Annotated in this window: 16 protein-coding genes and 1 other RNA gene; 9 read left to right on the top strand and 8 right to left on the bottom strand. The window is 61.5% G+C overall.

The genetic code is table 11. The features are described 5' to 3' along the window. Positions 1-34: 34 nt before the first annotated feature. From ACGYK2_RS01375 to ACGYK2_RS01390, 4 genes are read right to left on the bottom strand one after another with little or no spacing between them, the layout of a single operon-like run. Positions 35-1,138, bottom strand: a complete 1,104-nt coding sequence (locus ACGYK2_RS01375) for a dimethylsulfoniopropionate demethylase (RefSeq protein WP_271687248.1) — start codon at positions 1,136-1,138, stop codon at positions 35-37. Beyond that, positions 1,138-1,638, bottom strand: a complete 501-nt coding sequence (locus tag ACGYK2_RS01380; protein WP_271687247.1) for a DinB family protein — start codon at positions 1,636-1,638, stop codon at positions 1,138-1,140. The genes ACGYK2_RS01375 and ACGYK2_RS01380 overlap by 1 nt, the downstream gene beginning before the upstream one ends. Continuing rightward, complete coding sequence (locus ACGYK2_RS01385; protein WP_271687246.1) at positions 1,635-2,267, bottom strand: DUF1326 domain-containing protein; 633 nt, start codon at positions 2,265-2,267, stop codon at positions 1,635-1,637. The genes ACGYK2_RS01380 and ACGYK2_RS01385 overlap by 4 nt, the downstream gene beginning before the upstream one ends. Before the next feature lies 1 nt (position 2,268). Beyond that, a complete protein-coding gene (locus ACGYK2_RS01390) occupies positions 2,269-3,057 on the bottom strand; it encodes a DUF2182 domain-containing protein (RefSeq protein ID WP_271687245.1) in 789 nt (262 codons plus the stop codon). A gap of 77 nt (positions 3,058-3,134) precedes the next feature. On the opposite strand from ACGYK2_RS01390, the gene ACGYK2_RS01395 reads away from it, so the two are divergent. The 8 genes from ACGYK2_RS01395 to ACGYK2_RS01430 all read left to right on the top strand — a co-directional run bounded on the left by ACGYK2_RS01395 (position 3,135) and on the right by ACGYK2_RS01430 (position 8,343). Beyond that, positions 3,135-3,887 (top strand): FadR/GntR family transcriptional regulator, encoded by a 753-nt coding sequence (locus ACGYK2_RS01395; protein ID WP_271687244.1) that lies wholly within the window; start codon positions 3,135-3,137, stop codon positions 3,885-3,887. A 62-nt stretch (positions 3,888-3,949) separates the two neighbouring features. Continuing rightward, positions 3,950-4,298, top strand: a transfer-messenger RNA (tmRNA) gene (gene ssrA / locus ACGYK2_RS01400). Between the two features lie 120 nt (positions 4,299-4,418). Further along, on the top strand, positions 4,419-5,663 hold the full coding sequence (chrA, locus tag ACGYK2_RS01405) for a chromate efflux transporter (RefSeq protein ID WP_271687243.1): 1,245 nt from the start codon (positions 4,419-4,421) through the stop codon (positions 5,661-5,663). Positions 5,664-5,736: 73 nt separating this feature from the next. Then, entirely contained in the window at positions 5,737-6,216 is a 480-nt protein-coding gene (locus tag ACGYK2_RS01410; RefSeq protein WP_067266680.1) for an SspB family protein, read from the top strand. 95 nt (positions 6,217-6,311) lie between these two features. Then, entirely contained in the window at positions 6,312-7,703 is a 1,392-nt protein-coding gene (fumC, locus tag ACGYK2_RS01415) for a class II fumarate hydratase (RefSeq protein WP_271687242.1), read from the top strand. Next, positions 7,700-7,876 (top strand): DUF4169 family protein, encoded by a 177-nt coding sequence (locus ACGYK2_RS01420; RefSeq protein WP_067266677.1) that lies wholly within the window; start codon positions 7,700-7,702, stop codon positions 7,874-7,876. Before fumC ends, ACGYK2_RS01420 begins: the two co-directional genes overlap by 4 nt. After that, complete coding sequence (locus tag ACGYK2_RS01425; RefSeq protein WP_271687241.1) at positions 7,873-8,106, top strand: ribbon-helix-helix domain-containing protein; 234 nt, start codon at positions 7,873-7,875, stop codon at positions 8,104-8,106. The genes ACGYK2_RS01420 and ACGYK2_RS01425 overlap by 4 nt, the downstream gene beginning before the upstream one ends. A gap of 9 nt (positions 8,107-8,115) precedes the next feature. Continuing rightward, positions 8,116-8,343 (top strand): N-(5'-phosphoribosyl)anthranilate isomerase, encoded by a 228-nt coding sequence (locus tag ACGYK2_RS01430; RefSeq protein WP_271687240.1) that lies wholly within the window; start codon positions 8,116-8,118, stop codon positions 8,341-8,343. 48 nt (positions 8,344-8,391) lie between these two features. Here ACGYK2_RS01430 and ACGYK2_RS01435 read toward each other — a convergent pair whose 3' ends face one another. From ACGYK2_RS01435 to ACGYK2_RS01450, 4 genes are all read right to left on the bottom strand, one after another. Continuing rightward, positions 8,392-9,285 carry a fructose bisphosphate aldolase gene (locus tag ACGYK2_RS01435; protein ID WP_271687239.1) on the bottom strand — a complete coding sequence of 298 codons (894 nt, stop codon included), beginning with the start codon at positions 9,283-9,285 and terminating at the stop codon, positions 8,392-8,394. Positions 9,286-9,353: 68 nt separating this feature from the next. After that, positions 9,354-10,706: a cytochrome P450 gene (locus ACGYK2_RS01440; RefSeq protein WP_276154844.1), complete on the bottom strand. Its 1,353-nt coding sequence runs from the start codon at positions 10,704-10,706 to the stop codon at positions 9,354-9,356. After that, positions 10,703-11,932 carry a hypothetical protein gene (locus ACGYK2_RS01445; RefSeq protein ID WP_271687237.1) on the bottom strand — a complete coding sequence of 410 codons (1,230 nt, stop codon included), beginning with the start codon at positions 11,930-11,932 and terminating at the stop codon, positions 10,703-10,705. Before ACGYK2_RS01445 ends, ACGYK2_RS01440 begins: the two co-directional genes overlap by 4 nt. 53 nt (positions 11,933-11,985) lie before the next feature. Continuing rightward, positions 11,986-12,738 (bottom strand): cytochrome c biogenesis CcdA family protein, encoded by a 753-nt coding sequence (locus ACGYK2_RS01450; RefSeq protein WP_271687236.1) that lies wholly within the window; start codon positions 12,736-12,738, stop codon positions 11,986-11,988. A gap of 91 nt (positions 12,739-12,829) precedes the next feature. Here ACGYK2_RS01450 and ACGYK2_RS01455 point away from each other — a divergent pair, with 91 nt between their 5' ends. Beyond that, a complete protein-coding gene (locus ACGYK2_RS01455; protein ID WP_067266668.1) occupies positions 12,830-13,057 on the top strand; it encodes a sulfurtransferase TusA family protein in 228 nt (75 codons plus the stop codon). The last annotated feature ends 1 nt before the right edge of the window (position 13,058 follow it).

Consider the following 13,058-nt stretch of genomic DNA (forward strand, 5'->3'; position numbering starts at 1 on the left):
TTCATCTCCTTTTCAGGTTTCAATCGACCGGGCCTCAGGCCCAGAAACTTTCACGTACGGTCACGTCACGCGCGCCATCGGGGGTGTGCGCCCGCAAGCGCGTGCCCGGGTCCCAATGGGTCATCCGCACCATTCCGATGGCGACATTCACGCCAAAGTCAGGGGACCAAACCGCCGAGGTCACCTGCCCCACGCGTTTGTCGCCCGCCATCAAGGACCAGACACGATCACAAAGCGGCACCGGATCGCCCGCGATCTCTAGGGGACGTATCTGTTGCACCGGCCCCTCTTTCGCCACCCGCAGCAGCGCGTCTCTGCCGATACAGCCCATCGCCGCCTGCGTGTCGCAGAGCTTGCCAAGACCGCATTCGTGGGGCGTGTTGTCGTCGGTCATGTCATTGCCATAGCTCAACAATCCGCCCTCGATCCGCTCAATCAGGTTCGGACAGCCCGCCCGCACATCCAGATCGCGTCCCGCCCCGAAAAGGGCCTCCCAAAGTGGCATCGCGATGTCGGCCCCTTCGGTATAAATCTCAAAGCCGCCCTGTTTGGAGTAGCCGGAGCGCGCGACATTCATGGCGCGGCCTTGAAACTGGAACTCTCCGAAGCGGAAGAACTTCACCTCCCGCACCGCCGCGCCAAAGACGCGTTCCATTAGATCTTCGGCCTTCGGCCCCTGCACCGCCAGCAGGTTCACATCCGGTTCATCGACCAAAACATCAAGATGATAACCGTTGCATATCCCCTTGGCCCACAACAATAAATCGCTATCGGCGATGGAAATCCACCAACGATCCTCGGCCAGTTTCACCGCCACAGGATCATTGAGCATACCACCCGTCTCATCCACGATTGGCACATAGACACAGCGGCCCGGCGCCACATTGCGCAGATCACGGGGCGTCAGCATCTGCATCAGTCGGGAAGCATCGGGCCCGCGCAGTTCAACCTGTCTTTCGCAAGCCACGTCCCAGACTTGCACGGCTTTCTTCAAGTGGTGATAATCCGCCTCGGTGCTCTCAAATACGGTGGGCAGCAGCATCCGGTTGTAGACCGTATAGGCTTTCACACCCGCCGCCTCGACCCCGGCAGAGAATGGCGTGCGCCTGATCCGGCGCGAGGGAGAGAGTTCGGCCATCAGCCCTCCTCCGGCATAAAGATGAAATCGGTTACCGGCGCGTCACATCCTGCGTTGGTGAGCATGGCGTGCACTTGGCCGCGGTGGTGGGTTTGGTGGTTGAAGAAATGCACCACACATCCCGCCATTGGCTTGGAAACATCGCGCTGCAAGATACCGGAATGCCACGTTAAATCCCCATCCAGCCTTGACTGCTCCAGCCCCGACGCCCACTCAGAAATGGCATGATCGCATTGCCCTCGCGCCAAAACCCAGGCGTCACCGGAGCGGCAAAGCTCGGTGTCTTTGCCTTCCGGTTTTGGCGCGGCAGGCTCGAACCGCGACAGCCAGAGTTGATCGCACCACAGAAGATGGTTCAGCGTGCCGAGGATGGAGCCGAAGAACGCCCCGCGATCCTGCGTTAACGATGCTTCATCCAAAGTCTGAACGACATTTGACAACTGTCTGTTTTGCCAAGCATTATAGCGCGCCATCTCCTTGGCATAGGCGGGGGTGATCACCGCGCCCCCTGCCAATCAATCGCGCAGACCTCAGCCGATTTACCGCCGAAATCCCAGACCCGGCCATAGTCGCGGACCTTGGATTTTACGCCACGCGCAGCCACGATATTCGGGCCCATCCAGTATTTCGAATTGGTGATCGTCACAGGCTCTCCCGGTTCGGCCCCGGCCAGCATCTCGATCTCGCCGTTGATCTTTCGGCCAATGTTGATGACCCGGCGGTTGCCGTCGCGAATGATTTCGACCGGGGCGCGTTCGGCGCCGATGATCTCGCTTACCAACATGGTGAACAGCCCCGTGGTGCCACCCGCAGCGCCTGAGAAGATTTGCAGCAACCCGTCATAGGCCGCCTCGCTCGCGCGGTCGTCCACATAGGCGGCGACCTTCCAATTTCCCTCGCCCATGCGGCCCGGAATGTCGACCAACAGCCCGACGTTCAGACCGGCCAAGTCCTCCCCCTCGAAATGGCCCTCGTCGATCACGATGCCCATCCATGCATGGCAGTGGCCTTCGGTCGGCAGATGCGCGCCAAGGCTGACCACGCAGGGGCAGAAGACATCGCAAGAGCAGTTCAGGAAAAGCTCGCCCTTGATCGCCCAATTGGCGGGTGTCATCTCTCTGTTTGGCATACTATCCTCCTGTGATCATGGGCCAACCCGCCACGGCTCCTGCGCCGAGGATCAGGGCGAAACCCATTGGTTTTGTTACGTAATGCCCGATCTGGGGCAGTTTTTCGATGACCATGAAAAGCGTGGCCAGCCCCATCCAAGCAAGGTTCATGACCCCGCCGGCAAAGCCCAGAAGCATAAAGCCCCAGCAGCAGCCCGTACAAAAGGCGCCGAGGCCCAGCCCCATGCGAAAACCGCCCGCGGCGCCGGGGCGCCAATGGCCCATGAAATACATCATCGGAGAGTGGCAGACGCCGTGGCAAATCTCCTTGGCGCGGGTAAATTGGAAGAGGCCCACAGCCAAGAGCAGCGCCGCCGCCGTCCAACGCGATTTGGCGATGCCGAGCATGTCGATGACGCCGCCGTGCAGCAGCAACAGTTGCAAACCCGCGATCCCCGCTGCGAAGATCAGCCAGACTGCGAGGTAGCCTGCAAGCACCGCCAGCCAACCCGCGCGCGTGCCATTGGCCGAAGTCATGAGGTCTTCGTAAGCGCGTAGCGTCGGCACCATGGTCGGGACCATCATCGCCGCCATCATCGCGCCCCACATCACGAACAGTGGAAAGAAACGCGCCATGGGCATATACATATCCATGCCCGGATCCATCTGCCGCATGCGTTCGCCCATGGCTCCGGGGCGGCCCAGCAGATCGAGATCCATCTGCATCGCCATGCTGTACATCATCCACCAAGCGGCGAGAATTAGGGCGAAAAACCCCAGCCATAGTGTTGATCGTACCATCCCGGTCATCGCCGCCCTCCCCTGCGTGCTCTTGTAGATTTAATGTCAGACAATTAAAGTCCTCGCAAACACTAATTGTAAGACATATGAAAATTGACCCAACCAACCCCGCCGATCTATCGGCCCAGATCGCCACGGCCATCCGCGACGCCATCATCGGCGGGCATCTGATCGTCGACCAGCGCCTGCCCTCCGAGGCGGAGCTGGCCGAGCAGTTCGAGGTTTCCCGCCCCACGGTGCGCGAGGCGCTCAAGCGGCTGGCCGCGCAATCGCTGATCCGCACGCAGCGCGGGGCCACGGGGGGGGCTTTCGTCAACCGGCTGAGCTTTCCGGACGCCTATGCGCAGCAGATCACCACATCGACCCTGCTGCTGTCGATGAATGCGGTGAGTTTTGAGACCGCTTGCGAGGCACGCTTCGCCTTGGAACGCGCCTGCGCCCCGCTATCGGCAGAACGGCGGACGGCGGACCACCTTGCCACCATGCGCGCGGAGATTCACCGGCAGGCGCAGCCGGGACTGACGGATGAGGCCTTTTGCGCCTCCGACGTGGCATTTCACCGGGCGCTGGTCGATGGTGCGGGCAATCCGGTCCTGAGTTATCAACTTGCAGGCGCGGTTGAGGCGATGCAGCCCCTGATGAATATGATCACCTTCACCGCGCGGGATCGCGCACGGATCGTGGCTCTGCATCAAGAGATCGCGGATGCGGTAGAGGCCCATGACGGCAGGGCGGTGACGGCAGGGCTGACCGCGCTGGAGGCCGAGACGCAACAGCTTGCCCAAAGCGTTTTCGCCGCGCGTGCGGCGCGGAATGCCGAAGTTGCGGGCAGACGCTAGGTTGGGCCATATAAACAACGCGATACGCGCTTGTCTTGACGTGAAAAATTCACCGCATCGCACCCCTTGCAATTGACCCATGGCAGCCCTACTTTAATCCTGTCCTTCGGGACTATGGACATAAACGCGCTCGTAATAAGCGGTTCGGACCCGGGGGCGGTACCCGGCGGCTCCACCAAACATCCTTCATTTGGGGATCATGGGGCCGAAATAGGATCGACGAACGTCTAAAGGGGTTGCTTTGTCTCGGTGAGATACCACCGTTATCGGTTCAAACTGTACAATTGCAAATGACAATCGTGCTCCAGTTGCGATGGCCGCGTAAGCGGTTTCAGCGACTGAAATCTTAAGTCCTTAGGCCTTGCAGCTTAAGGCGGGGTTCGCAGGTACCTGGCAACAGAAACCTGCACTTTTCCCTTCCGTTTCATACCCGTTAGACGGCGCTCTTGCATTAACTTGACCGCGCTTTCCTCTGGCCCTATCCGTGACGCAGCGAAGCTGTGGTGGCTTTGATGACGCAGGATGGCCCCGATGACCCCACCTAGTTGGCCCGATATGTTTCGCGTGTTTGGCCGGATCGGGTTGATGTCCTTCGGCGGCCCCGCAGCCCAAATCGCCGTGATGCACCGCGAGCTGGTCGAGCATCGCCCGTGGTTGAGCGAGCAGACCTACCTGCGGGCCCTTTCGCTCTGTATGCTGTTGCCCGGACCGGAGGCGATGCAGCTGGCGACCTATGCAGGCTGGCGCCTGCGCGGTGTCGCGGGCGGGCTGTTGGGGGGGCTGCTTTTCGTCGTGCCGGGAGCTGTATTCATCGCGGCACTCGCGCTCCTTTATGCGTGGTATGGGCAGATGCCCTTGGTGCAAACGGCCTTTCTGGGCATCAAGGCCGCTGTCATTATCGTGGTATTCCAAGCGCTTCTGAAAGTTTCTTCAAAGGCGCTTCACGGGCGTCTCGGCTGGGCGCTGGCCTTTGGGTCTTTCATCGCGCTCTTCGTGCTGGGCCTGCCGTTTCCGCTGATCATTCTGGTGGCCGGGGCCATTGGGATGCTGACCCGAAGCCCGACGCCCGAGACCGAAGCCGCCGACCTGCCGCCGGCGCATAGCCTGCGCACCCTGCTTATCTGGGGTGGTCTCTGGGCCGCGCCGCTTCTGTTCCTTGCCTTCATCGGCGACGACTTTCTGCTGCAACTGGGGCTGTTCTTTTCCAAACTGGCCGTGGTGACCTTCGGCGGGGCCTATGCGGTGCTGGCCTATATGACCCAGACCGTGGTGCAGGATTTCGGCTGGATCGAGACCGATCAGATGATCGACGCGCTTGGCTTGGCTGAGACGACGCCGGGCCCGCTGATCCTTGTGACGCAATTCGTCGGGATGTTGGCGGGATTTGCGCAAAGCGGCCCCGCGGGGGCGATGGCTGCCGGGCTGCTGGCGCTTTGGGTCACTTTCACGCCCTGTTTTCTGTGGATTTTCCTTGCTGGCCCGTATCTTGAGGCGCTCTCTGAACAGCCGCGCATCGCAGGCGCACTGCGGGCGATCACGGCGGCTGTCGTGGGTGTCATCGCCAATCTCTCGGTCTGGTTTGCGCTGCATGTGCTGTTTGACCGGGTGGGCGCTGATGGCCCGCTCGCCCTGCCCCTGCCCGTTTGGGACAGTTTCAACCCCATGGCCGCCGCGCTCACCCTCTTGGCGGCCGTGCTGATGCTGGCGCTCAAGCGTGGTTTTGTCGTCACGATGGTTCTGCTCGCCACGCTGGCGCTGATCCTTCAAGCGATTTAGCGCGGGACCCCCTTTCACTCGCCCCTGAATGGGGTATGCTTACCCCTGCCCAACGCCCGGACCGGAGAGAAGAATGAGCCGCAGCATTGATTACGGCAACCTGATGCACGAAGCCATGCGGGGCCTGATCCGCAGGGTCTTGCAAGACGTATCGGACAAGGGACTGCCGGGGAATCACCATTTCTTCATCACCTTCGACACCTCGCATCCGGATGCGGAATTGGCCGATTGGCTGTCCGACCGCTATCCAGATGAGATGACCGTCGTGATGCAGCACTGGTACGACGGCCTCGATGTGGGTGAAGACGGTTTCGCCATCACGTTGAACTTCGGCGATGCGCCGGAGCCGCTTTATATTCCTTACGACGCGATCCGCACCTTCGTGGACCCTTCGGTTGAGTTCGGCCTGCGGTTCGAACAGCAAGAAACCGAAGAGGAAGACGTGGCGGAGGATGAGGCCACGCTCGACCAGACGGATGAGGCAGAGCTGGAAGTCGCGGAAGAGCCGGTCAAAGATGCCGAGATCGTCTCGCTCGATTCCTTTCGGAAGTAGCGGCGGAATGGCCGTTAGCGCCATCCCCGCATTGCGCAGCGCGTAAGGCGCAGGTACACCGCTGGACAACGATAAGTCACAGCAGGAGCCGCAGAATGGCCGATACCCGCACCGAAACCGACAGCTTTGGTCCGCTTGAAGTCCCCGCCGATAAATACTGGGGCGCGCAGACGCAGCGTTCGATCATGAACTTCCCGATTGGCTGGGAAAAGCAGCCCATCGCCATCGTGCGCGCGCTCGGCGTGATCAAGAAAGCCTGCGCGCAGGCGAATGTCGCGCAGGGCTCGCTGGACGAGGAACGCGGTAAGGCAATCATTCAGGCCGCTGGCGAAGTGTTCGAGGGCAAGTTCGACGATAACTTCCCGCTGGTGGTCTGGCAGACCGGTTCCGGCACCCAGTCGAACATGAACGCCAATGAGGTCATCGCCAACCGCGCGATCGAACTCATGGGCGGCACCATCGGCTCCAAGGACCCGGTGCACCCCAACGATCATTGCAACATGGGCCAGTCTTCGAACGACACTTTCCCCACCGCCATGCATATTGCTACCGCGATGACGGCGCGTGACGTGCTGCTGCCGGGGCTGGAGAAGCTGCACGGTGCATTGGAGAAGAAGGTCGAGGAATTCGACGGCATCATCAAAATCGGCCGCACCCATACGCAGGACGCGACACCGCTGACGCTGTCTCAGGAATTCTCGGGCTATACCCATCAGGTCGCCATGGGCATCGCCCGCGTGCGCGATGCGCTTGGCCGTATCTATGAGCTGGCACAGGGTGGCACCGCCGTCGGCACCGGGCTGAACACCAAACAAGGCTGGGCGGAGACTGTGGCGCATAACATGGCCGAGATCACCGGGTTGCCCTTCGTCACAGCCCCCAACAAATTCGAAGCACTTGCCGCCCATGACGCGATGGTCGAGATTTCCGGCGCGCTGAAGACCGTGTCGGCTTCGCTGTTCAAAATTGCCAATGACATCCGACTTCTGGGCTCCGGCCCGCGCTGCGGTCTGGGCGAATTGATCCTGCCCGAGAACGAGCCCGGCTCTTCGATCATGCCGGGCAAGGTGAACCCAACGCAATGCGAGGCGCTGACGCAGGTCTGCGCCCATGTTATGGGCAATGATGCCGCCGTGGGTTTCGCCGGGTCGCAGGGGCATTTCGAGCTTAACGTCTACAAGCCGATGATGGCCTATAACGTGCTGCAATCTATGCAGCTTTTGGGCGATGCAGCTTCGGCCTTTACCGACAATCTGGTGGATGGCCTCAAGGCTGACGCGGACCGGATCGAAAAGCTCATGCGCGAGTCGCTGATGCTGGTCACCGCGCTGGCCCCCGAGATCGGTTATGACAACGCCACCAAGGTCGCAAAGACCGCGCATAAGAACGGCACCACCCTGAAGGAAGAGGCGATCGCCTTGGGCTTCGTCGATGCCGAGACATTCGAGCGTGTGGTGCGCCCCGAGAACATGATCGGCCCGAAATGAGCCAGCCCATCAACCTGAACAAGGCGAGAAAGGCACGCGATCTTGCGGCCCGCCGCGCTCAGGCGGATGAGAATGCGCTGCGCTTTGGCCGCAGCAAGGCCGAGAAGGAGGCGGCGCGCAAAAGCGCCGCCCAAGCCAAGGCCACGCTCGACGCGCATAAGCGCGAGACATGAGCGCAAGGCCCCGCAAACATTCGGTGACCCTAAGGGGCCACCGGACATCGATCTCCCTCGAAGACGAATTCTGGGCTGAGTTCCGCGCCATCGCCGCCGCACGGGGCATGCCGATCAACGCGTTGGTGGCCGAGATTGACGCCGCCCGTGGGCTGGACATCGGGCTGGCCGGGGCGATCCGCTTGTTTGTGCTGCGGTCGTTAAAGGAACGTTTACCAAAAGCGGATTAGCGTCCGGCCATGACTTTGGCCTCTCCCCTTTCGCCACAGGCGTGGCTCCACAGCCTCTTTGCCTCGCGCGCCGCGATCAGCGGTCAGGTGATCCGGCGCAAAGCGCGGGATATCGAGAAATTCGTCGGACGCCGGGCATTCGAAGCGGAATTGAAGCGCCGTGGGTATCAAGCGGTGGAAAACGCCGGACAGGTCATCATATTTTGCCATCGTGAACCCATCCGGCGGATCGTGTAGCCGTTTTCTTTAAAAGAAAACGGCTTCGGAATTTTCAAAAAATTCCGTTTAGCAAATCGAGGCTTGGTAGATTTTCTCGATGTTCTGCCCAAGCGCCGTGTTGAACTCGGCGTCCGTCATCTTGACGTTCAGCCTTTCGGTCAAAGCGCGGGAGAAGCTGGCGATCATGGTCCGGTTCTTGCCCAGCCGTTCGCAGGCTTCCGCCGTGGAATAGCCACCCGACAGCGCCACGACGCGCAGCACATTGGCATGCTCGGCAAGATCGTCATAGAGACCGGCCTTTTCGGGGATCGTCAGTTTCAGCATCACCATCTCACCTTCGGGCAGCGCCTTCAGGTGCTTCTCGATCTCACCGTGCAGAATTTCTTCGGCCTCGGCCTTGCTCTCGGAGTTGATGTTCACCTCGGGCTCGATGATCGGCACGAGACCGGCGGCACAGACCTGTTTGGCCAGTTCGAACTGCTGCGCCACCACGGCGGCGATGCCGTTTTCATTGGCCTCATGAATGACAGAGCGTTCCTTGGTGCCGAAGATGCCGTGTTTCACGGCACGGGCCAGCAGGTCGTCGATCTCCATGATCGGCTTCATCATCTGCACGCCGTTATTGGTCTCTTCCAGACCCTTGTCGATCTTCAGGAAAGGCACCACGCCGCGGTCTTCCCAGAGCAGCTGCGCGACCGGCTTGCCGTTGATCGTGTCATCCATCGTGCGCTCGAAAAGGATCGCGCCAATCACTTTTTCAGAGGTGAAATCATCGGCCAAGATGATCCGCGCCCGCATGTCATGGACGGCTTTGAACATCTCTTCGTCGCCGTTGTAGTCCGACGGTTCCACGCCATAGAGGCTCAGCGCCTTGGGGGTGGAGCCACCCGATTGATCAAGCGCCGCGATGAAGCCCTTGCCGCTGTCCATTTGCTCAAGTTGCGCCTTGTCGTAGCCCATGTCACCCAGGTCCTATTTTGATTCCGTTCGCTGCGTTTCTAATTGAAACGCAAAGCCGATGATAGCAGCTAGCGTCTTGATAGCGCTAACCAAATGCCCTTATCTGAACGGACGGTCAAATGTGCGACAGGCACTGGCACGCGGCCCGGTTGGGCCGTCACGCGGAAGTCGCGCAGGATGCGCGACAGGATCAGCGGCCCCTCGACCATGGCAAAGCCCGCCCCCGTGCAGACCCGCGGCCCGGCGGAGAATGGGATGAAAGCGTCGCGCTGGCACTGTTTGCCATTCTCGGTCTGCCAGCGGGTCGGGTCAAAGCCGTCGGGGTTCTCCCAAAGCCGTTCGTGGCGGTGCAGATGCCACGGGCTGAGCACCAGTTGCGCGCCCTGTTTCACCTGTCGGTCACGGAAGTGTTCGGGGCAGCGGTTCTCGCGCACCATCATCGGCACGGGCGGGTAAAGGCGCAGCGTTTCGCGAAAAACATCGCGGCTGAGCTTTAGTTTCGACACCACCGCGAAATCGCAGGTCTCAAGCGCCTGCGCCTCTTCCGCCAGTCGCTCTTGCCACGCGGGATGGGTGGCCATCAAGTATAGCGCCCAAGCGAGGGCCGAGGCGCTGGTCTCATGCCCTGCAAGAAAGAAGATCGCGACCTGATCGACCATCTCTTGGGTGTCGAAGCGCTCTCCGGTTTCGGGATCTGCTTGGGTCATGATCTTGGTGGCAAGATCATCGGGCGCGGTGCCCGCCTCGATCTGCGCGATGCGCGCGCGGGTAAGATCGGTGATCAGCGCCCTGATCCGCGCCGCACTGGCCCGCGTGTCGCGGCGAAACAGGCGCGGCATCCAGCGCGGCAGCGGCAAAAGCGCCCCGAGGTTCAGGATCGGCTGGCTGCGCTGGTAATTGCGAAACTCGTCAAAAACGGCGCGGGCGACCTCATGTTCGATCGGCAGCGAAAACAGCGTGCGAAAGATCACATCGGCGGCGGCGTGGCTTGTCTCAGCCTCGATCTCGACCACCTCACCCGCCTTGGGCTCCAGCCTTGCCGCAGCCGCCTCTGCCGCGTCCCACATGGCTGGAAAGGTCTCGCGCAGCCGCCCGCCCTCGAAGGCTGGGTCGATGATGCGGCGCTGGCGTTTCCATGTCTCGCCATTGGTCAGAAAGACTGAGTTGCCCAAGAGGGGCCGCAGCCCCTCGCCGATACGGTCGGATTTGGGGAAATCCTCGGGCCGGTCCTTCAACACGGTTTTCACCAGTTCGGGCTGGTTCATCAGGTAGCTGCGAAAGAAGGGCGTTTTGAACTCAGCCATCCATGCCCGATAGAGCCGCGCGGGCTGGGCCGAGAGGATGTCGGCGCGGAACAGTTTGGCATAGCGCCAGAGCGACACGCGGTCGGGCCGCGCGGGGGGTTTGGGCGGATGGCTCATGCGGCGACAGAGGTGTATTTGCTGACCGCGTGGTCGATCCGGGATTTCGACGCGGGCCGCCCGTCATAGCGCGTGGCGAGTGTCTGGGGCCCGGCAGTGATCTGGAAATAATCGTAGTCGCGTGGCCGGTCAAAGGCGCAAAGATACTGGAAATGCAGCCGGAAGAAACGCCAGCGCAGCGCCTTCCAACGCGCGGGACTAAGCGTTTGCGTGAAGGCGGCGGAGAAGACCAGCGGCCAGCGTTTCCCCTCGGGGGCCACGCCGGACACCGACACCGGATCGCAAAGCGCAAAGGCGCAGCCATCGCCCGGGGCGGTGACATCGACCCAAGCCAATTCATCTCGCGCCGAGAGATAGCGCAGATCGCCGCGCAACCGCTCGGCCCGGGGCAGGAAAGACACCATTGGCACCACCTGCCCCAGCGTGAGGAAACCCAGAGCAGGCCCGCCTTCGGCCACCCTGCCCGACCGGATCAGATCGGCCAGCACAGAAACCCCCAGATGCGCGCCCGAGGAATGGCCGATGACCAAGACCTCGTCGACATCATCGGTCAGCGCGGCGGCGATGGCATCGCCAAAGGTGGCCATACGGGCCTCAAGCTGCGGCGGATTCGCGCCCTTGGTGGCGGCGGAATAGGCGTAATCATGCATGAGGTAATAGGCGAAAAACTTGCCGTCCTTCTTTTTGAACCAGCGCAGCAGGGCAATGCCCAACCCCATGCCCAGTGCCGCGAAGGCGAGCCGCGCGGCCCAATGATCGCTGAGCATGCCGAGAAGGCCATAGCTCAACAGGCCAAGCGCCACCGCCAGCAGCGCCTGCGCGATCAACATGCCAACGGGGTAGAGTGCGGCGATCACCGGCCCCCTGCGCAGCCGCATGAGCCGCCAAAGCGCGCCCGATCCGATGTAGACCCAAGCCGTGCGCAGCAATTGCCAATAGGTCGCCGGGATCGAACTGCTCATGCTTTCGCGCACGATGTCGGACCAGACCAGAACCTCGACCTGCGCGCTCACCCGCTGCCCGTCGATCTCAGCATCCACCTGCCAGCCGTAATTGCCGCGGCCCGCCTTCGGCTTCAGACCGATCTCATAGCCCGAGATCGCCGCCTGCGCGGCGCCTTCCTTGCGGTACAGCTCGCGGTAGCGGCGCGGGTGAATCGGATCGTAGCCGGGGATGTAGAACACCCGGCGCGTTTTCACCGTCTTTCCCTGCGCTTTGCTTACCATGCCCGCCCTCTTCTTCGGCAGAGTCTAGCCGTAATTCGGGGCGAGAATAAGGCTTAACCCACGGTTGCGAGGATCGGGAAGGTTTCGAGCAGCCAGAAGGAGAAGGCGGTGAAGGCACCGGTCAGCAAAGCCAGCCCGACGAGCACAAGAAGCCCCCCCATGATCCGCTCAATCAGCTTCATATGCGGTTTGATCCGGTTCATCAGCGTCATGGCGCGGGTGATGAACATCGCGGCCAGCAGGAACGGAATCCCCAGCCCTGCCGCATAGACGCCCAGCAAAAGCGTACCGCGAGAGACGGAAGCCTCGCTTGCCGCGAGCGACAGGATCGCGCCAAGCTGCGGGCCGATACAGGGCGTCCAGCCAAAGGCGAAAGCCAGCCCCAGAACATAGGCACCAAAGCTGGAGCCGCCTTTATCGCCCGCGTCCAACCGTGCCTCCTGGTCCAGAAAGGGAATGCGGAAAAGGCCGATGAAATGCAGGCCAAAGACAATGATCACCACGCCGGAAATCTTAGCGAAAAGCGCCTGATTCTGGAGAAAGAACATCCCAAAGGCCGAGGCGGTGAAGCCCAAGAGCACGAAAACGGTGCTTAGCCCCAGCACGAAGAACAGCGCCGCCACCACCGCCCGCCGCCGCGCGCTGGATTGGCTCGACATGTCATTGATCGACACGCCCCCCATATAGGCCAGATAGGGCGGCACGATGGGCAGCACGCAGGGCGACAGGAAGCTGAAAATCCCGGCGACAAGGGCGATGGTCATGGCCGGCAGGATCCCGGCGTCGAGGAGGCTTATTTCAAACATGACCGACTCCTAGACCGACATGGCCCCGGCGTCACCTGTCATATTGTCACAAGATCGTGGACCTCGGGACCGGCTTGGCTTAACTGATCTTATGAAGATCGAAAAACTGGATGCCACGGGGCTTCTCTGCCCCCTGCCCGTGCTGAAGGCACGCAAACGACTGGCCGCGCTGGCGCCGGGCGATCAGCTTCACATGACGGCGGATGACCCCGCCGCGGTGATCGACGTGCCGCATTTTTGTGCCGAGGCGGGCCATCAGCTGACTGAAACCCGGACCGAGGGCGCGGCAGAGCTTTACATCATCACCAAGGGCGGCTGAG

Source organism: Sulfitobacter sp. 1A10359, assembly GCF_043558145.1.
GTDB lineage: Bacteria > Pseudomonadota > Alphaproteobacteria > Rhodobacterales > Rhodobacteraceae > Sulfitobacter > Sulfitobacter faviae.